Origin of the sequence: Sphingobium sp. LB126, assembly GCF_002795205.1 — a bacterium.
Lineage (GTDB): Bacteria > Pseudomonadota > Alphaproteobacteria > Sphingomonadales > Sphingomonadaceae > Sphingobium > Sphingobium chungbukense.
Window position 1 is genome coordinate 1,240,483 of record NZ_NETV01000001.1, and the last position, 17,942, is coordinate 1,258,424.

At 66.1% G+C, this 17,942-nt stretch carries 18 protein-coding genes; 9 read left to right on the forward strand and 9 right to left on the reverse strand.

Annotated features, from left to right (window positions below):
• Positions 1-7: 7 nt before the first annotated feature.
• Both CAF53_RS06045 and CAF53_RS06050 read right to left on the reverse strand, forming a co-directional pair.
• The gene (locus CAF53_RS06045) at positions 8-1,171 is read right to left on the reverse strand and encodes an EmrA/EmrK family multidrug efflux transporter periplasmic adaptor subunit (RefSeq protein ID WP_100237591.1); all 1,164 of its coding nucleotides are present in this window, start codon (positions 1,169-1,171) and stop codon (positions 8-10) included.
• Positions 1,164-2,687 (reverse strand): efflux transporter outer membrane subunit, encoded by a 1,524-nt coding sequence (locus tag CAF53_RS06050; protein WP_100237592.1) that lies wholly within the window; start codon positions 2,685-2,687, stop codon positions 1,164-1,166. Before CAF53_RS06050 ends, CAF53_RS06045 begins: the two co-directional genes overlap by 8 nt.
• A gap of 89 nt (positions 2,688-2,776) precedes the next feature.
• Between CAF53_RS06050 and CAF53_RS06055 the strand changes: the two genes are divergently transcribed.
• Positions 2,777-3,436, forward strand: a complete 660-nt coding sequence (locus CAF53_RS06055; RefSeq protein WP_242443398.1) for a TetR/AcrR family transcriptional regulator — start codon at positions 2,777-2,779, stop codon at positions 3,434-3,436.
• A 52-nt stretch (positions 3,437-3,488) separates the two neighbouring features.
• On the forward strand, positions 3,489-4,112 hold the full coding sequence (locus tag CAF53_RS06060) for a response regulator (RefSeq protein ID WP_046761817.1): 624 nt from the start codon (positions 3,489-3,491) through the stop codon (positions 4,110-4,112).
• Positions 4,113-4,142: 30 nt separating this feature from the next.
• Here CAF53_RS06060 and CAF53_RS06065 read toward each other — a convergent pair whose 3' ends face one another.
• The 5 genes from CAF53_RS06065 to argH are packed head-to-tail and all read right to left on the reverse strand — an operon-like array spanning position 4,143 to position 8,808.
• Positions 4,143-5,096: a zinc transporter ZntB gene (locus CAF53_RS06065; protein WP_046761818.1), complete on the reverse strand. Its 954-nt coding sequence runs from the start codon at positions 5,094-5,096 to the stop codon at positions 4,143-4,145.
• Complete coding sequence (locus CAF53_RS06070; RefSeq protein WP_100237593.1) at positions 5,093-5,851, reverse strand: bifunctional precorrin-2 dehydrogenase/sirohydrochlorin ferrochelatase; 759 nt, start codon at positions 5,849-5,851, stop codon at positions 5,093-5,095. The genes CAF53_RS06065 and CAF53_RS06070 overlap by 4 nt, the downstream gene beginning before the upstream one ends.
• Positions 5,851-7,116 carry a diaminopimelate decarboxylase gene (lysA, locus tag CAF53_RS06075; RefSeq protein WP_046761820.1) on the reverse strand — a complete coding sequence of 422 codons (1,266 nt, stop codon included), beginning with the start codon at positions 7,114-7,116 and terminating at the stop codon, positions 5,851-5,853. The genes CAF53_RS06070 and lysA overlap by 1 nt, the downstream gene beginning before the upstream one ends.
• A 49-nt stretch (positions 7,117-7,165) precedes the next feature.
• Complete coding sequence (locus CAF53_RS06080; protein WP_046762556.1) at positions 7,166-7,426, reverse strand: hypothetical protein; 261 nt, start codon at positions 7,424-7,426, stop codon at positions 7,166-7,168.
• 2 nt (positions 7,427-7,428) lie between these two features.
• Positions 7,429-8,808 carry an argininosuccinate lyase gene (gene argH, locus CAF53_RS06085; RefSeq protein WP_100237594.1) on the reverse strand — a complete coding sequence of 460 codons (1,380 nt, stop codon included), beginning with the start codon at positions 8,806-8,808 and terminating at the stop codon, positions 7,429-7,431.
• Positions 8,809-8,851: 43 nt separating this feature from the next.
• Between argH and CAF53_RS06090 the strand changes: the two genes are divergently transcribed.
• The 3 genes from CAF53_RS06090 (at position 8,852) to CAF53_RS06100 (ending at position 13,257) form a co-directional block, all read left to right on the forward strand.
• The gene (locus CAF53_RS06090) at positions 8,852-9,439 is read left to right on the forward strand and encodes a TlpA disulfide reductase family protein (protein WP_197707373.1); all 588 of its coding nucleotides are present in this window, start codon (positions 8,852-8,854) and stop codon (positions 9,437-9,439) included.
• A 328-nt stretch (positions 9,440-9,767) separates the two neighbouring features.
• Positions 9,768-12,398 carry a TonB-dependent receptor gene (locus tag CAF53_RS06095; protein ID WP_100237596.1) on the forward strand — a complete coding sequence of 877 codons (2,631 nt, stop codon included), beginning with the start codon at positions 9,768-9,770 and terminating at the stop codon, positions 12,396-12,398.
• 139 nt (positions 12,399-12,537) lie between these two features.
• A complete protein-coding gene (locus CAF53_RS06100; RefSeq protein WP_100237597.1) occupies positions 12,538-13,257 on the forward strand; it encodes a dienelactone hydrolase family protein in 720 nt (239 codons plus the stop codon).
• 136 nt (positions 13,258-13,393) lie between these two features.
• Here CAF53_RS06100 and CAF53_RS06105 read toward each other — a convergent pair whose 3' ends face one another.
• Together CAF53_RS06105 and CAF53_RS06110 are read right to left on the reverse strand one after the other, a co-directional pair.
• On the reverse strand, positions 13,394-13,966 hold the full coding sequence (locus CAF53_RS06105; RefSeq protein WP_046762557.1) for a GNAT family N-acetyltransferase: 573 nt from the start codon (positions 13,964-13,966) through the stop codon (positions 13,394-13,396).
• Between the two features lie 48 nt (positions 13,967-14,014).
• Positions 14,015-14,635, reverse strand: a complete 621-nt coding sequence (locus CAF53_RS06110) for a cytochrome c family protein (protein ID WP_046761825.1) — start codon at positions 14,633-14,635, stop codon at positions 14,015-14,017.
• A 186-nt stretch (positions 14,636-14,821) separates the two neighbouring features.
• On the opposite strand from CAF53_RS06110, the gene CAF53_RS06115 reads away from it, so the two are divergent.
• From CAF53_RS06115 to CAF53_RS06130, 4 genes are all read left to right on the forward strand, one after another.
• Complete coding sequence (locus tag CAF53_RS06115) at positions 14,822-15,712, forward strand: prephenate dehydratase (protein WP_046761826.1); 891 nt, start codon at positions 14,822-14,824, stop codon at positions 15,710-15,712.
• 31 nt (positions 15,713-15,743) lie between these two features.
• Entirely contained in the window at positions 15,744-16,469 is a 726-nt protein-coding gene (locus CAF53_RS06120; protein ID WP_100237598.1) for a sterol desaturase family protein, read from the forward strand.
• 5 nt (positions 16,470-16,474) lie between these two features.
• Entirely contained in the window at positions 16,475-16,927 is a 453-nt protein-coding gene (locus CAF53_RS06125; RefSeq protein ID WP_046762558.1) for a DUF2141 domain-containing protein, read from the forward strand.
• Between the two features lie 73 nt (positions 16,928-17,000).
• Positions 17,001-17,846, forward strand: coding sequence for a MipA/OmpV family protein (locus tag CAF53_RS06130; RefSeq protein ID WP_100237599.1), 846 nt, complete (start codon positions 17,001-17,003; stop codon positions 17,844-17,846).
• The last annotated feature ends 96 nt before the right edge of the window (positions 17,847-17,942 follow it).

The window sequence follows — 17,942 nt, forward strand, 5'->3', positions numbered from 1 at the left end:
GGCTTCCTTATTGGCCGGAAAGGTCGATCTCGGCTTCCATGGAGAGGCCGACCCGCAGCGGATGTTCGGCCAGTTCCCTGGGATCGAGCGCGATGCGCACGGGCAGGCGCTGCACCACCTTGATCCAGTTGCCGGTGGCGTTCTGCGCCGGGATCAGCGCCATGGAGGCCCCGGTGCCGCCGGAGAAGCCGACGACCTTGCCATGATAGACGACGCCGCTGCCATAAAGGTCCGACGTGACCGTGGCGGGCATGCCGACCTTCACCCGACCGAGCTGGCGTTCCTTGAAATTGGCGTCGACATAGACCTGGGTCAGCGGCACGATGCTCATGATCGGGCTGCCCTGCGCGACGCGCTGGCCGACCTGCACCTGCCGCCGCGTCACCACGCCGTCGATCGGCGCGCGGATGACGGAACGGCCAAGGTCGAGCCGGGCATTGTCCAGCTTCGCCTTGGCGGCCAGCACGGCGGGATCGGTGTCGACGGTCGATCCGCGCACCAAGGCGTCGTTGGCGGCAAGCTGCCCACTGGCCGCGCCGCGCGTCGCTTCCGCCGTCGCCACCCCGGCCTTCGCCAGATCGAGCGCCGCCTGCGCGGCCGCATAGCCCTTGCGCGCGCTGGTCAGTTCCTCGCCCGAGACGGCGCCGTTCGGCGCCAGCGCCTCGCGACGGCGCAGGTCGATGCGGGCCTTGTCGAAATCGGCCTGCGCGGTCGCCAACTGGGCGCGGGCCTGGTTGATGTCGGCGGCGCGGGCATCGACCTGCGCGGCCAGCGATCCGCTGGTCGCCACGGCCTGGCGGAAACGGCGCTTCGCCTCGGCAAGGTCGGCCTCCGCCTGCGCCACGGCGATGCGAGCGTTGGTGGGGTCGAGCTTCACCAATATGTCGCCGCGCTTCACCGCCTGGGTGTCGGTCACCAGCACCTCGACCGCCTGGGCGGAGATCAACGGCGTCACCTGGGCCACTTCCGCGTTCACATAGGCATTGTCGGTGCTGACATGGTTGCGGCCGACGAGCAGATACCAGGTCGCATAGACCGCCCCGACGAGCAGCACCGCCAGCGCGAGGCGCACCAGCCATTTCCTGCGGGTTTCCTGCCGCTGCATGGCGGCATCGGCCGCGTTTTCGGCCTGGCTCGCTTCGGCGGTGAATTCGGGCTTGGCGTCAGCCATGGGGGACATCCTTGGGCAACTGTTGGGCGTCGCTGGCGGCAAAACCGCCACCCAGCGCACGTATGAGGGCAATGTCGAGCGTGAAGGCGCTGGCCTCCAGCTCCGCGACGGTCTGGCGGGCGGCGAGAAGCTGGTCCTCGACGTTCAGCACGTCAAGATAGGTGCTGAGGCCCCCTTCATAGCGCTGGCGGGCAATGCCATAGGCCTCTTCCGACGCCGTCAGAGCAGCGCGCGCGTCGGCCAGTCGCTGGTCGAGCGTGCGGCGTCCGGTCACCGCGTCGGCCACCTGCTGATAGGCGCCGAGCACGGTCTTGTCGTAGGAGGCCACAGCCTCGTCATAGGTGGCCCGCACGCCGCGATACTGACCGCTGAGCGCGCCGCCGTGGAAGATCGGCAGGCTGACCGCCGGTCCCGCATTGCCGAACAGCGAATCCTTCTTGAACAGCGTGTCCGTGAAGGGGCTTGGTCCCCCGACGAACTGGCTGCCCTGAAGCAGGGTCTGGTAACCCAGCGACTGCACGCCGATCAGCGCGCTGAGGCGGATGGCGGGGAAGAAATCGGCGCGCGCCACCTTGATCCGCCTGGCCGCCGCCTCCGTCCGGGCCAGCGCCGCCGCGATGTCCGGACGGCGGGCGACCAGATTGGTGGTGACATCGGCGGGCAGGCCGAGCGGCCCCGGCTTGCCCAGTTGCGGCCGGGCGATGGCGAGACCCCGATCCGGCCCCGCGCCGATCAACGCGGCGATCTGATGCTGGCGGACCGCGATCGCCTGCTGCGCCCCGGCAAGCTGTGCCTTGGCGGAGGAAACGGTGGCATCGGCCCGCCGCTCGCTGCCGCGCGTCTCCAGCCCGTTGGCGCGGCGGTCCGCCACCAGTTTCTGGCTGGCGGTGCGGATTTCCAGGGCGCGGGCCTGAATGTCACGCTCGTCGTAGAGTTTGGCAAGGTCGGCATAGGCGTCAGCCACGCCGGTCGCCAGCGCCAGCCGCGCCTGCAGCGCGTCGATCCGCGCCGCCTGCGCCTCCGACGTGGCGGCCGCCAGCGCAGCGCGATTCTTGCCCCACAGATCGAGATCGAAGCCGAAATTCAGCGCCACCTGCCCGGCGCCCAACCAGCCCTTGGGCACGAATTCCTTGGGCATGCCCATATTATAGCTGGATTTGGTGACGCTGGTCTTCGCGTCGAGATCGACCGAAGGCAGCAGCGGCGCCCCGGACTGCTGCACGACCGCATTGGCCTGGGCGAACCGGGCAGCGGCGATGGTCACATCGGGCGACCCCTTCAGCCCTTCCTCGATCAGCGCGTCGAGCTGCGGATCGCCATAGGCCTTCCACCAGCCCTCCGACGGCCATTGCGCCACATTGTCGGCGGCGAGGCTCTGCTGCGCGGCGATGCTGTCGGGCGCGCGCGCGACCGGCTGGGGGCCGAGGTCAGGCACGGCGGCGCAGGCGGACAGCAGCAGCAGGGGCGCGGCAGGCTGGAAAAGGGGAGAGCGTTTGAAGGGACGACTCACGGACATATCAAACCGTACCAAAGAGTATGAAAATGGCCTTTGCGCCCGTTGCGAATCCTTGTCAACTGAAATGACGTACTATATGGTACGATTTTATGACACCGTCCGACACCCCTTTGATGAGCCGCCGGGAGGCACGCCGGCGCGACCGGCGCAAGGCGATCATGGAGGTCGCGGCGCGGTCTTTCCTGACCCATGGCTATGCGGCCACCACCATGTCGTCGATCGCCGCCGAACTGGGCGGATCGAAGGGTACGCTGTGGAGCTACTTCCCCTCCAAGGAGGCACTGTTCGCCGCCGTTCTGGATGAAGCGACCACCGCCTATCGCGCGCAACTGGCCGAACTGCTCGACCCCTGTGGCGATCTTCGGACGACATTGGAACGGCTGGGGCTCAACCTGCTGCAGAAGGTCACCTCGCCCACGGCGATCGCACTGAACCGGCTGGTCTTGTCGGAAGCGGCGCGCTTTCCCGAAATCGGAGCGATCTTCCACGAATATGGGCCGCTCCATACGCGCCGTCTGATCGCGGAATTCCTGGAGCGTGCCATGACCCGCGGCCTGTTGCGGACCGCCGATCCCCTGCTGTCCGCGCGCACCTATACGGTGCTGCTGATGTCGGGCTGTCACCAGATGCTGATGCTGGGCCTGATCCCGCAGGCAACGCAGGAACAGATCGCCGCCGATGTCGCCGTGGCGCTCGATTGCTTCATGCGGACCTATGCGCCCGACCCGGTGACGCCGCGCGCGCGTTAACCATTTCTTTGCGCGCCCGTCCTACCCTGCGCGCCGCAGGAGGTGGGACGTCATGCAATTCTGGAAGCGCGATGCGATTCGCCGGACCGAGCAGGAAGAGGCCTTGGAAGCCCCGCGAACGGGGCGGCGGCTGCGCCTGTTGCTGATCGATGAGGACGCCACCTCCCGCGCGGTGGTGGCGCGGCGGCTGTCGCATCTGGGCTATGACGTGGCGCTTGCCGAAACCGGCTTTTCCGCGCTGGGCATGCTGGTGACGCGGCCGGCGGACATCATCCTGATCGACATGGGGCTGACCCTGCTGCCGGCCATCGCCACCATGCGCAAGATCCGCGCGGCGGGCCTTGGGACCAGCGCCTGCTTCGTGATGATCGGCGGACGGCAGGACAGGGTTTCCGCCGTCGAGGCGCTGGAGGCCGGCGCCGACGATCATGTGGTGAAGCCCTATGATTTCGACCTGCTCGACGCGCGGCTGCGGCATCTGTGCGCGCGGGCGGAGCAGATGGGCGAACTGACCCGGCACAATGCAGAACTGGACGCCCGCATCGCGCGGCGCGCGCTGGAACTGGGCGAAACGCGCGACGCGCTGGCGGAGATGCAGGCGGATCGGGCGCGTCTGGTATCCTCGATCCAGGCGCTGCACGACGAGATCGCGCGGCTCAACGCCGCGCGCAACTGACCCGCTTCAGTTCACCCCAGCCCCTTTTTTTCACTTCAACCATTGGGTGGCGGCAAACCAGCCGCCAATCCCCGCCGCCATGGCCACGCATACCCCGACCACCCCCCAGAAGGCCCAGGGTTGATGGGCATAGGGGATTCCGTCCACATTCATGCCGAGCAGGCCGGTCAGGAAGGTCAGCGGCAGGAAGACCAGCGCCACGACGGAAATGATCAGCGCCTGCCGGTTCATCTGCTCGGCGCGCAGGTCGGTCAGCTCTTCATGGGCGAGCGCGGAGCGTTCGCGCACCGCCTCCAGTTCCTCGGCCATGCGGGCGCAGCGGTCGGCGGCTTCCTGCAAGTGCAGCCGGTCGTCGGGCTCCAGCCAGGGCGTGTCGGCGGCGGACAATCTTTCCAGCGCCTGCCTTTGCGGGGCGATGAAGCGGCGATAACTGATCGCCGTCGCCCGGATTTCCGACACGCGCCGCCGCGCCTCGGCCGGGCCATGTTCCGTCAGCGCGCTTTCGATCTCGTCCAGGCCGTCGCCCAGTTCCGCGACTTCGGGGTCGAGCGCTTCGGTGATCTGCTGCGCGAAGGCGGCGATCAGGTCGCCCGGATCGCGGATGAGGCCGCCCAGCATCTGCCGCCTGACCGGCTCCATCGCGGCAAGCGGGCGGTAGCTGACGGAGATGACGCGCGCCTGCTCGGCCCACAGGCGGATCGAGACGAGCGGGTCGCCCACATCCTCCTCCGTCGCGCCCAGCCCGCGCAGGTTCACCAGCGCGCCATGCGCCATCAGCGTGCAGCGCGGCCGGGTTTCCTGCGCCAACAGCGCGGACAGCGCGGCTTCGGGCATATGGTCGCAACGAGCCGCGACAGCGCGGGCATCCTCCCGCCAGCCATCGGCATGGACCCAGCTGAAGGGCGCATCCTGCGTCCGTGCGCAGAAATCCTCCAGCGAGATTTCATGCGCCTTGCCGCCGTCGAAGAGGAAGACCCGGCTCATGCCATCGTCTCCAGCCAGAGCGACAGGCCCCCGCCCGGCGCTTCGGGCTTGACCGCAGCCGGAATGCGCACCGCGTCGGCCCGTGCGCGGTCGAGGATCGCCGCAGGCACATCGGGCGCATGGTAGATGCGGTCAGCCGCCCCCAGCAGACGCGCGGCGCGCAGGGTCAGGTCGTCGGGATCGGAGGACAGCAGCCGGATGGTTTCCAGCCGGTCGGCGGCGGCATCCGCATTGTCGGCAAGCCAATCGGGCATGGCGTCGACGGCCTTGTCGGACAGCGGGTCGATCGGCCCGCCCGCCGCCAGCCCGGCGTCGATCCCCCGCCGCCGCGCCGCCGCCTCCGGCCAGCGGGCCCGGATGGCATCGCGTGCCTCGTGGAGGGCGACGGCCAGATTTCCCAGTCGCGCGGGCAGCAAGGCTTCGATCCGCTGGCGCAGCGCCTTGGCCAGCCCTGCCGAGGCGCCGCCCGTACCGATGGCGATCAGCACCGGATCACGGTCAATGATGGCGGGCAGGGTGAAATCGCACAGATCCGGCCGGTCGGTCGCGTTGACGAGGATACCCCTGGCCCGAAGCCTGGCCACGGTCGCCGCATCGCCGTCCGACACGATGGCGAGCGCCGCCTCTTGCGTCTCACCCACGACGCGCGCGCCCGCCCGCTCCAGCAGACGGCGCTTGGCGTCCGCAGCCTCGCCTTCGCCGGTCAGTATCACGGGCTTGCCCGTCAACCGCAGGAAGACGGGCAGGCTTTGCATCAGCTATTCACCCAGTCCGGGATGCTGTCCCCGTTGATCAGCGCCTCGATCGGCGGACGGGCGCGGACCACGGCCCATTTGTCGCCCGACACCAGCACTTCGGGGGTCAGGGCGCGGCTGTTATAGGTACTCGCCATGGTCGCGCCATAGGCGCCCGCGGTCATGAAGGCGACCAGGTCGCCCGCGCCCACCACATCCATGTCGCGGTGCATGGCGAAGGTGTCGCCCGTCTCGCAGACCGGGCCGACGACATTGGCGGCGGCACGGCTACCCTTGGGATGGACGGCGCGGATGTCGTGCCAGGCGTCGTAGAGGCTGGGCCGCAGCAGGTCGTTCATCGCCGCGTCGACGATCACGAACGGGGCCTGCGCGCCCTGCTTCACCCGCACCACCTGCGACAGCAGCACGCCCGCATTGCCGACGATCAGGCGCCCCGGCTCGAACATCAGGCGGACGTTCCAGCCCTGCGTCACCTTCGTCACCATCGCGCCATAATCGGCAGGGCTGGGCGGCAAGGGCTGCGAGGGATCATAGGGCACGCCAAGCCCGCCGCCGAGGTCGGCGGTGCGGATGTCATGGCCTTCGCCGCGCAGCTTCTCGATCAGCGCGCCGACCTTGATGAAGGCGGCTTCCAGCGGATTGAGGTCGGTGAGCTGGCTGCCGATATGCACCGCCACGCCCTGCACGTCGAGGCCGGGGAGGTCGCGGGCGGCGGCATAGCTGGCCAGCGCGCGGTCATAGGGGATGCCGAACTTGTTCTCCGACTTGCCGGTGGAAATCTTGGCATGGGTGCCCGCGTCGACATCGGGATTGATGCGATAGGCGACCGGAGCCTTCCTGCCCATCGACAGCGCCACTTCGGACAGCATCTCCGCTTCCGGTTCGCTCTCCAGATTGAACTGGTAGATGCCCTGCTCCAGCGCGATGCGCATTTCGTCCGCCGTCTTGCCGACGCCGGAGAAGACGATGCGGTCGGCCGGAATGCCCGCCGCGATGGCGCGCAGCAATTCGCCCGCCGACACAACGTCCGCGCCCAGCCCCAGCTTGGCCAGGGTCGCCAGCACGGCGGCGTTGGGATTGGCCTTCACCGCGAAGGCGATCAGCGGATCGGCAAGCTGCGACAGCCCGTCGCGGAACACGCCGACATGGCGGGTCAGGGTCGCGGTCGAATAGATATAGACGGGCGTGCCGACCTGCGCGGCGATCTCCGCCACCGGCACCTGCTCCACAAGCATCGCGCCGTCGACATAGTTGAAATGGTCCAAGTCAGTCTATCCTAGAGAAATTTGAGCGCCGAAAACCAACGCCAAAACCTTAACGAGGCTCGCTCTCGGGCGGCAGATCGAATTCGTCCTCGCCGCGCACCTTCGATTGGGTCAGCAGTTCGACATTCCGTTCCGGCCGCGCCTGGATCGAAGGCGCGGTGAGCTGCGCCGCCGTCGGTGCCGTGGCCGCGCCTACGGGCACGGCGGGCAATTTCTGCCCCGCGACGGGTTTGAGCGGCTGACGGCCGCCGCAGGACGCCAGCGCCAATGCCAGCCCGGCCAGCGCAACACCCCTGGCAATCCGTGCGATCGTCACGTCTTCGGCCCTTCCAAGTCCTTGCGCGCCTCGGCGATCCGCGCCCGCACCTGATCGGGGGCGGTGCCGCCATGGCTCTTGCGGCTGGCGACCGAGGCATCGACCGTCAGCACCGCATAGATACGCTCATCGATCCGCGCATCAATGGCCTTCAACGTCTCGATGGGCAGATCGGCGAGCTGCACGCCGGCCACCTCCGCCGCCGCGACCGCGCGCCCGGTGATATGATGCGCCTCGCGGAAGGGAATGCCGCCTTCCCGCACCAGCCAGTCGGCAAGGTCCGTCGCGGTGGCGAAACCGCTCTCCGCCAGGCCGCGCATCCGGTCGGTACGGAACGTCACCGTCTCGATCATGCCGGTCATCGCCGCGATGGAAAGGCCCAGCAGGTCGTGCGCCTCGAACACCGGCGGCTTGTCGTCCTGCATGTCCTTCGAATAGGCGAGCGGCAGACCCTTCATCGTCACGCAGAGCGCGTTCATGCAGCCCATGATCCGCCCGGCATGGCCGCGCACCAGCTCGGCCGCGTCCGGATTGCGCTTCTGCGGCATGATCGAGCTGCCGGTCGAATAGGCGTCGGGCAGCTTGACGAAGCCGAAGGGCTGGCTCGCCCAGATGATGAATTCCTCGGCCAGGCGCGACAGATGCAGGCTGCACTGGGTCGCCGCCATGAGGTAATCAAGCGCGAAGTCGCGGTCGGACACGCTGTCGAGGCTGTTGTCGGTCGGCTTGGCGAAACCCAGCGCCGCCGCCGTCGCATGCCGGTCGATCGGGAAGCCGGTCCCGGCCAGCGCCGCCGCGCCCAGCGGGCATTCGTTGAGCCGCGCGCGCGCGTCGGCAAAGCGGCTGCGGTCGCGGCGCACCATCTCATAATAGGCCATGAGGTGATGGCCCAGCGTCACCGGCTGCGCGGACTGAAGGTGGGTGAAGCCCGGCATCACCGCATCGGCATGTTCCTCGGCGCGGGTGAGCAGCATCGCCTGAAGGCCCTCCAGCCCCGCCTCCACCTCATCGATCGCGTCGCGCACCCAGAGGCGGAAATCGGTCGCCACCTGGTCGTTACGCGAGCGCGCCGTGTGCAGCCGCCCCGCCGTCGGACCGATCAGCTCGGCCAGCCGCGACTCCGTGACCATGTGGATGTCTTCCAGGTCCAGATCGACCGGCACGCCGTCGGCTTCATATTCGGCGGCGATACGGTTCAGCCCCTCGGTGATCGCCTGCGCGTCCTCACCGTCGACGACGCCCTGTTTCGCCAGCATCGCGACATGCGCCTTCGATCCGGCGATGTCCTGTTTCCAGAGGCGCTTGTCGAACGGGATGGAGGCATTTATCTCCCGCATGACCGAAGCCGGACCTGCCGCGAAGCGTCCGCCCCACATGCTGTTGGAGCTTTTCCCCGTGCGATCATCCTTACCCTGCGTAATGACACTGCTCCTGCTGGCTGGCCTTGGCGCGTGCGATAAGCAATCGCCGCCCGCCGGGCAAGGGCCGAAAGCCACCAGCGGCGAGGCGACCGGGCCCGCGCAGAGCGGCATTCCGGGCAAGGGGGGCGAGTTCAGCTATACGCTCGACAGGTCGAAGGCCGGCACCCCTGCCCCCGACTTCACCTTCCAGAACCCGGACGGCAGCGACGCGAAGCTCAGCGATTTTTCGGGCAAGCCGATGCTGGTCAACCTCTGGGCGACCTGGTGTGCGCCCTGCGTCGCGGAAATGCCCACGCTCGACGCTGTGGCCGCGGATTATGGCAAGAAGGGCCTCGCCGTCCTCACCATCTCCCAGGACAATCAGGGCGAGGCGGTGATCAAGCCCTTTTTCGAAAAGCATCCGCTGCCGCATCTCAAGGGCTGGATCGATCCGGAAAACCAGTTCGGCTTCCATTACAACACCGGCATGCTGCCTACGACGGTCATCTACGATGCGAAGGGCAAGGAAATGGTGCGGGTGGTCGGCGCGATGGACTGGAACAGCAAGGAAGGCCGCGCGCTCATCGAGGCAGCCATGGCGAGCTGAGATCATGCCGGTTTCCCACACCTGGCTGACGGAATCGCGGCATGCTCCTGCGGCGGCAGGAGCGGCACGACGATATAAACAGATGGCTTGGATTCGACTGAAACGAACTTCCGTCAGAAATACGCCATAGGCATTGCAAATGCGCCCGGATACATGCGCCCAATCTCTTGTCACGTTGCCGTGCAACATAGCATAGATTGATGATTTTCTAAGGAAACAGAGCAGAAATATTTCATATTCATTTAATTTTTGTGCAGCGCAGTAGGGGTTCCGTCCCCTTGGTTCGTTGATCCCCCTGTCATGGATAAAATGCAAACAGGGGGCATAGATGACACGATTTTCCGCTCTTCGCCTTTCACTTGTGCTGGCCTCGTCCTGGTCGGCCTGCGCGATGGCGCAGGAGGTTCCGCAAGCGCAGGCGCCGCAGGTCGATGACGGCGGCGCCATCATCGTCACCGGCACCCGCGCCGTCGGCATGCAGGCCGCGGAAAGCGCCGCGCCGATCCAGGTCTTGAGCCAGGAAGCGATCAGCCATGTCGGCCAGCCCAACCTCAACCAGGTGCTGACCCAGATCGTCCCCAGCTTCACCGCACAGACGCAGGGCACCGACCTTTCCAGCTTCTCGCTCTCCGCCCGGCTGCGCGGCCTCAGCCCCAACCACACGCTGGTGCTGGTCAACGGCAAGCGCCGCCACGGCAACGGCATCCTCCAGGTCATTTCCGGCGCGTTCCAGGGTTCGGCGGCGCCCAGCATCGACCTGATCCCGCCGGACGCCATCGCCCGCGTCGAAGTGTTCCAGGAAGGCGCGGCGGCGGTCTACGGCACGGATGCCATTGCAGGCGTCATCAACTTCATCCTCAAGGACAACAACGAAGGCGGCAGCTTCAAGGTCACGGGCGGCCAATATTATGACAGCGAGGGCGAGCTGTTCTCCGTCTCCGGCAATATGGGCTTCAAGCTGGGCGAGGACGGCTTCTTCAACCTCAGCCTCTTCCACCGCCGTCAGGATTACACCACCGTCGGCACCGGGCAGGTCCAGATCACCAAGCCGGACGGCACGCTCCAGTCCAACACGCCCACCCAATGGTCGAACCTGGCCGGCGACGCGCTGTCGGGCATCAACGGCGGCCAGCCCAAGACCTATCTGACCGAAGCCTTCTACAATATGGGCTATGATTTCGGCGGCATCGAACTCTACAGCTTCGGCGATTATGCCCGCCGCATCGGCTATGCCAAGCAGGGCTACCGCCATCCCAAGCGCATCTGCTACGAAACCGGCAATCTGGGCGGCAGCATCACACCCGCGGCCTATAATCCCAACATCTGCTATGGCGACACCGGCACCTGGGGCATGGTTCCGCTCCAGCATGTGATCGAGGACGAATATAGCTTCACCGTCGGCGCCAAGGGCGAGGTTTCGGGCTGGAACTACGACCTCAGCACCACCTATGGCCATCAGAAGGACGATATCTGGACCGAAAGCTCGGCCCATCGCGAAGTCTGGCAGGAAAGTTATGCCGCATCGTTGCAGGGCATCGGCAAACCCAACACGGTGGACAAGGCCTATGACGGCGGCTTCCGCCTGAGCCAGACCACCGTCACCGCCGACATCCGCAAGGAATTCGAGGTCGGCCTGGCCGGCCCCCTCACCTTCGCCTTCGGCGGCGAATATCGTCGCGACACCTATGAGATCGTCGCGGGCGATTATTATTCGACCTACAAGACCGGCGTTCAGTCCTTCCCCGGATACAAGGCGACCGACGCGGGCAAATTCCGCCGCAGTTCGCGCGCGGGCTATGTCAACCTGATCGCGGAGCCGGTGGAACATTGGTCCATCGACCTTGCCGGCCGTTATGAGGATTATACCGACTTCGGTGACACGACCATCGGCAAGATCACCACGCGCTACGACTTCAGCCCTGCCTTCGCATTGCGCGGAACGGTCAGCACCGGCTTCCGCGCGCCGACGCTGGCGGAGCAGAAATATTCGACCATCAACGTCGGCCCGACCAGCGCCATCGCCCAGCTTCCCGCCGGAACCCCGGCCGCCGCGCTGCTGGGCTTCGGCAGCCTGAAGCCAGAAAAGTCGAAGAATTTCTCGGCCGGCGTCGTGCTACGGCCAGTGCCCAAGCTGGCCATCACGGTCGACGGCTATATCATCAAGATCAAGGACCGCATCACCGGCACGGCAGCGCGCAACGCCGTCCTCAACGGCGTGCCGCAGCCCGGCGGCGCCGATATCCTGAACGCCCTGAACGCAGCGGGCATCGTCCTCGACAGCGCGCTGTTCACCAACGGCACGATCGGCGTGTCGAGCTTCACCAACGGCATCGACACCCGCACCTGGGGTATCGATTTCTCGGCCGCCTATCCGGTCGCGCTCGACTTCGGCACGCTGAACCTGTCGCTGACGGCGAACTACAACAAGACGAAGATCACCAACAACAAGGTCGGCTATCCGATCTTCAACGCAGCGTCCGAAAGCAATATCGAACGGTCCAACCCGGACTATAAGATCGTCGCGGGCGCCCTGTTCAAGAGCGGGAAGTTCGCGCTCAACCTGCGCGAGACCTTCTACGGCAAGACCAGCGTGCTGGTCCGTCCGGCATTCACGCCTTCCGGCGGCTTCATTCCCGAAGGCGGCTTCCTGATCGCCGACGGCGCTCTGGTGAACGGGGTGAACGCCAACCAGCTCTACTTCAACGGCGTGGTCAAGGCGGCGGCGCTGACCGATCTGGAGGCGAGCTACGACTTCACCGATGCCGTCACCTTCTCGGTGGGCGCGAACAACCTGTTCAACAAGCGACCGGAAGTACCCAAGATGATGCAGGGCGTGACCCCAGGCGCGGGCGTATCGCCCTATATCAACGGGGCGGGCGCCTATAACAGCTATTACGGCCACGGTCCCTACAGCACCTCGGGCGGCTATTATTACGCCCGCCTCGACTTCAAATTCTAAAAGCTTCCCAGCGTCACGAAGGAAGGGCCGGTCCGGAAAAGGGACCGGCCCTTTCCGTTTCTGGTCAATCGCGGCCTTTGCCGCCCCTCCACCAAATCCTATGGTCTCCTCCCGAATCACCCAAAGCCAGGAGCCCTCCATGACCATCACCCGCCGCGTCATCGTCCATGAAGGCGCTGATGGTCCGTTCGAGAGCATGGCCGTGTTCGACGCTGCGGCCACCGCGCCAAGCCCGGGCATCCTGCTTTTCCCCAATGTCCTTGGCACCAAGGAAACGGATTTCGTCTATGCCGAAAAGATCGCGGCACTAGGCTACACCGTCCTCGTGGCGGACGTCTTCGGCCAAGGCAGGCGCACGACCCGCACGGATCCCGAAATGGGCCGGTACATGGCCGAGCTGAATGCCGATCGCACCCTGCTGCGCGACCGGGTCAATGCCGCCCACGCGCTGCTGAAATCACTCGACGAAGCCGACGCGAACCGCACTGCGGCGATCGGCTTCTGCTTCGGCGGCCGATGCGTGCTCGACCTCGCCCGTTCCGGCGCCGACATTGCGGGCGGCGTCAGCTTCCACGGCGTCTATGAGGCCCCGCCCTTCCCCCATGCGGAGATCACGGCAAGATTGCTGATCTGCCACGGCTGGGACGACCCGATCGCCCCGCCCGAAGCCACCGTCGCCCTGGCGAAGGAACTGACCGAAGCCGGATGCGACTGGCAAATCCACGCCTATGGCCGCACCGGTCACGCCTTCACGGATCATGCGGTGAACATGCCGGAAAAGGGCCTCGCCTATCAGCCGGACGCCGACCGCCGCAGCTTCCGCTCCATGGTCGATTTCCTGGGCGACCTGTTCGGATAAATTGGAAACGGATGGCCATGGGCGGACGTCAACGACATCCCTCATCCCGGCAAAGGCCGGGATGACAGACTGGAGCGGTTTTCGATCTGATTGAATCAGAAAGCACCCAAAACGGCGAGCCCCCTCCTCGCGTTGCTCAGGGCGCCAGCCGTTTTACCCAGAATTGCATGCTGTGGTCGCTTTCCTCGGCGTTGCCCAAATCCTTCCAGCGGAACGTGCCGACCAGCCCCTCCACCGCGGCAAAGCCGCGCGCGTGCCAGAAGGGATCGAGCGGCGAATAGCCGCTCGGCCTGGCCGGATGATCGGGCGAGCGGACGACCGCGCAGAAGCTGGCCATGGCAAAACCCAGTTCCCGCGCCCTGGCCTCGCGCCGGTCGAAAAAGGCGTGGCCGATGCCACGACCGCGCCAGTCGGGCAGCAGCACCGATTCGCCGAAATAATAGATGCGGCCGATATCCATGCCCTTCTCCCGGAAGGGGGCAGCGAACTCGGCGGCATGATCGGCCATCGGCGCGGCGGTGGCGGCGCCGACCAGCCGGTCGCCCGCATAGGCGCCGACGACCAGCGCGCCGGGGCTTTGCGCATAAGCGGTGAGATAGTCCCGCTCATAGGCGCGGTTGCCGTCGTACAGATAGGGGAAGGCGCCGAATACCGCGATGCGCAGGTCCGCCAAGGCATCGAGCGCGGCAACCAGTGCCGCGCCCGTCAAATCCTCGATCCGGATGGGATCGTGGACCAATATCCCTTCAGTCGGTGCTTATTTGCCCGAGGCGTTTTCGGCCGGGGCAGCAGCGTTCGCCGCATTGCCTTCCGCCGTTGCCGCATTGTCGCCACCCGCTGCCGGTGCCGCGTCGGCGGCGGGCAGGGGCAGATTCGAACCCTGGGTGTTCAGCCAGGCGATGAGGTTCGCGCGGTCGGCCGGATTGCCCAGGCCCGCGAAGGTCATCTTGGTGCCGGGGGCGAATTCGCGCGGGCTGGTCAGCCAGTGATCCAGCGCCTCGAAGGTCCAGTTGCCGCCCTTGCTCTTGAGCGCGTCGGAGAAGGCGAAGCCGCCCTTGCCCTGGCCGACGCCTTCGCCGACTGTGGCATAGAGATTGGGACCGATGCCGTTGGCGCCGCCCTGGTTGACGGTATGGCAGGCCGCGCACTTGGCGAACACCTTCTCGCCCGCAGCGACGTCCGCGCTGGCGAGCAGGGTGTTGAGGCCGGGGCCTGCGGCCGCGCCGCCCGCGCCCTCCGCCTCGACGCCTTCAATGGCGTAGCCCATCTTCTCGGGCCGTTCCTCGTGGAAGAATTTCGAGCTGACGATCGCGCCACCCAGCGCGATGATACCCGCGAACAAAGCCCAACCAGCAGCGGTATTGAAACGATCGCCCATTCGCTCGGATTCCCCTGGATCTGTCTGGGCGCTTATGGTCGCGTCCCCTCTCGGTCGGATGCCATAATGGCGCAAACGCGAACGTGCAAGCGTTGGAATGAAGGGAAATGACGGGATTTTCGTGGGCTACTTCCCCTATGGATGCTTGCGCAGGCGCGAGCGAGTGAATAAGCGCGCTTCTGATCCATGGAAAACTATCCTGCCCCCGCCCGCGTCCTGGTCGCGGAAATGGCCGCGAAGGCCGCCGCCGATCCGGCCCGCGCCGTCTCTTTCCAGGGCGCGCCGGGCGCCAATTCGCACCTTGCCGCGCTGGGTTATGCGCCCGATTGCCAGCCCTTGCCCTGCTTCGCGTTCGAGGATGCGATCGACGCGGTGCGCAACGGTGAGGCCGCGCGGGCGATCATCCCGATCGAGAACAGCCTGCACGGGCGCGTTGCGGACATGCATTTCCTGCTGCCCGAATCCGGGCTGCACATCATCGACGAATATTTCCTGCGCATCCGGCATTGCCTGATGGCGCCCGACACCGCGCCGGTGAAGAGCGCGATCAGCCATCCGCAGGCGCTGGGCCAATGTCGCCATTATCTGCGCGAACGCGGCATCCAGCCGGTCAGCTATGCCGATACGGCGGGCGCGGCGGCTCTGGTAGCCGAAACGAAGGCGGCGGGCGAGGGGGCGATCGCGCCCTATCTGGCGGCGGAGCTGTACGGCCTGCAACTGGTGGCGGAGAATATCGAGGACAGCGACGACAATATGACGCGCTTCCTGGTGCTGGCGCGCGAGCCGAAGATGCCGGTGGCGGGCGTCGGGCCGGTGATGACCACCTTCCTGTTCGAGGTGAAGAACATCCCCGCCGCGCTCTACAAGGCGATGGGCGGTTTCGCCACCAACGGCGTCAACATGACCAAGCTGGAAAGCTATCAGCGTGGCGCCAGCTTTGCCGCGACCGAATTCTACTGCGATATCGAGGGGATGCCGGGCGATCCGGCGGTCGACCGGGCGCTGGCGGAGCTGGAATTCCACACCAAATGGGTGCGGATACTGGGCAGCTACCGGCAAGCAAGACCGCGCACGTGACGCCGGGCCCTGGGCTGCTATAGTTCGGGCCATGGCCACAGCCATCCTCCTGTCCGCCCTTGCGATGAGTGTCATTGTGGGCGTGCGCTACCTGCTGGCAAGCGGGGGCTTCGCGCTGGCGACGCGGGTGCGCAAACCAGGGCTGTATCGGGGCCTCGGCCGGCAGATCGGGCGGGAGATCGGCTGGTCGCTCGCCTCCGCGCTGATCTATGGCATTCCGGCGGGCGTTGTCGCCTGGGGATGGCAGGCGCGGGGTTGGACGCGCATCTACAGCGACATGCGCGATTTTCCGCTCTGGTACTGGCCGCTTTCGGTTCTGCTCTACCTGCTCGCCCATGACGCCTGGTTCTATTGGACGCATCGCTGGATGCACCGGCCCCGGCCGTTCCGCATCGCCCATGCCGTCCACCATGCCAGCCGACCGCCGACCGCCTGGGCGGCGATGAGCTTCCACCCCTGGGAGGCGCTGACCGGCGCGGTGGTGATCCCGGCGCTCGTGTTCCTCATCCCGATCCATGTGGCGGCGCTGGGCATGGTGCTGACGATCATGACCGTCATGGGGGTCAGCAACCATATGGGGTGGGAGATGTTTCCACATTGGATGGTGCGGGGGCCGCTCGGCCGATGGCTGATCACCGCCAGCCATCATCAGCGCCATCATGAACATTATGCCTGCAATTACGGGCTTTATTTCCGTTTCTGGGACCGGCTGTGCGGGACCGACAGGGGACTGGGCAGTTTCAGGGAGACGGCATGAACGGCATGAAGGACAAGGCGGGATGGCTGGTCGCGGCGGCGGCGATGACGATGGGTGCGGCGGCCCCCGGAACGGCGACGGGCGATCCGGCACAACCGCTCAGCATGGATGTGCAGGGCCTGCGGTCGGGCAAGGGCAATCTGCTGATCTGCGTCACCCGCGCGGCCGCGCATTTCCCCGATTGCCGCGACGATCCCGACGGACGGCATTTCACCGTGCCCGTCACCCGCGCCGCGATCGAGCTGGGGCGGATGGCGCCGGGCAATTACGCCATCGCCATCATCCATGACGAAAATGGCAATGGGAAGCTCGACACCTTTGCCGGCATCCCGCGCGAGGGGGTCGGCTTTTCGCGTAATCCGGCGATCCGCTTCGGCGCGCCGAGCTTCAAATCCGCGCAGTTCCAGATGATGAACGCAGCGGTGAAGCAGGATATAAAACTCAAATATTTCCTTTAGGAACGACTCGCCGGAACCTGCGGGGGCATCAGAACATTCTGATGTCCGACGAGTATTTCAGAACAGGGTCTTTATGTTTCATTGCCGTTATCTTGCCCCCGGGGCGATCGCCGCGGCCTTTTTCCTTGCGCACCCGGCTTTCGCGCAGGAGGAAGAGCATAGCAGCCTGACGATGGGCGTGGGCATTGCTGCCGTCCCCAGCTACGAAGGGTCCGATGACTATCGCGTGCTGCCGGTCCCGCAATTTCGGGGGAAGATAAAGGACTTCGCCTTCTGGACGCGCGGGACGGCGCTTTATGTCGACGCCATTCCGAACGGCGATCCCCAGGGTATCGATGTCGAACTGGGGCCGGTGGTGGCGGCCCGTTTCGACCGGTCGAGCCGCAAGAATATCAAGGACGACGCCGTGCGCCTGCTCGGCAAGCGCGACATCGCGGTGGAAGTCGGCGGCTTCGTCGGCATCGGCAAGACCGGGGTGATCACCAGCGCCTATGACAATCTGTCGGCGCGCATCGCCGTGACGAAGGATGTCGCGGGCGCGCATGGCAGCTATGTCGTCACGCCGGCCATCGAATATATGACGCCCCTGTCGCGGACGGCCTTCGTCGGGCTCGGCGTCTCGGCCGATTATGTCGGCAAGAAATATGGCCGCTATTATTATGATGTGGATGCCGCCGGATCGGCGGCGTCGGGCCTGCCGGTCTATGGCCGCGCGGGCGACGGCGCGGGGTTCAAGAAGGTCAATTTCAGCCTGGCGGGCGGCAAGTCGCTGTCGGGCGACCTGCGCCACGGCTGGGCGATCTTCGCGGCGGGCAGCTATTCCCGGATTCTGGGCGATTATGCCGATTCGCCCATCGTGTCGATCGCCGGATCGAAGGACCAGTGGATCGGAGCGATCGGCGTCGGCTACACATTCTGAGAGTCTGTTTGGAAATGCGCCTATCGGCGCATAGCCGCACCGAAATATGCTCTTGCGCGCATTTCCAGACAGAGTCTGAAGGCAGGCCGATCTCCC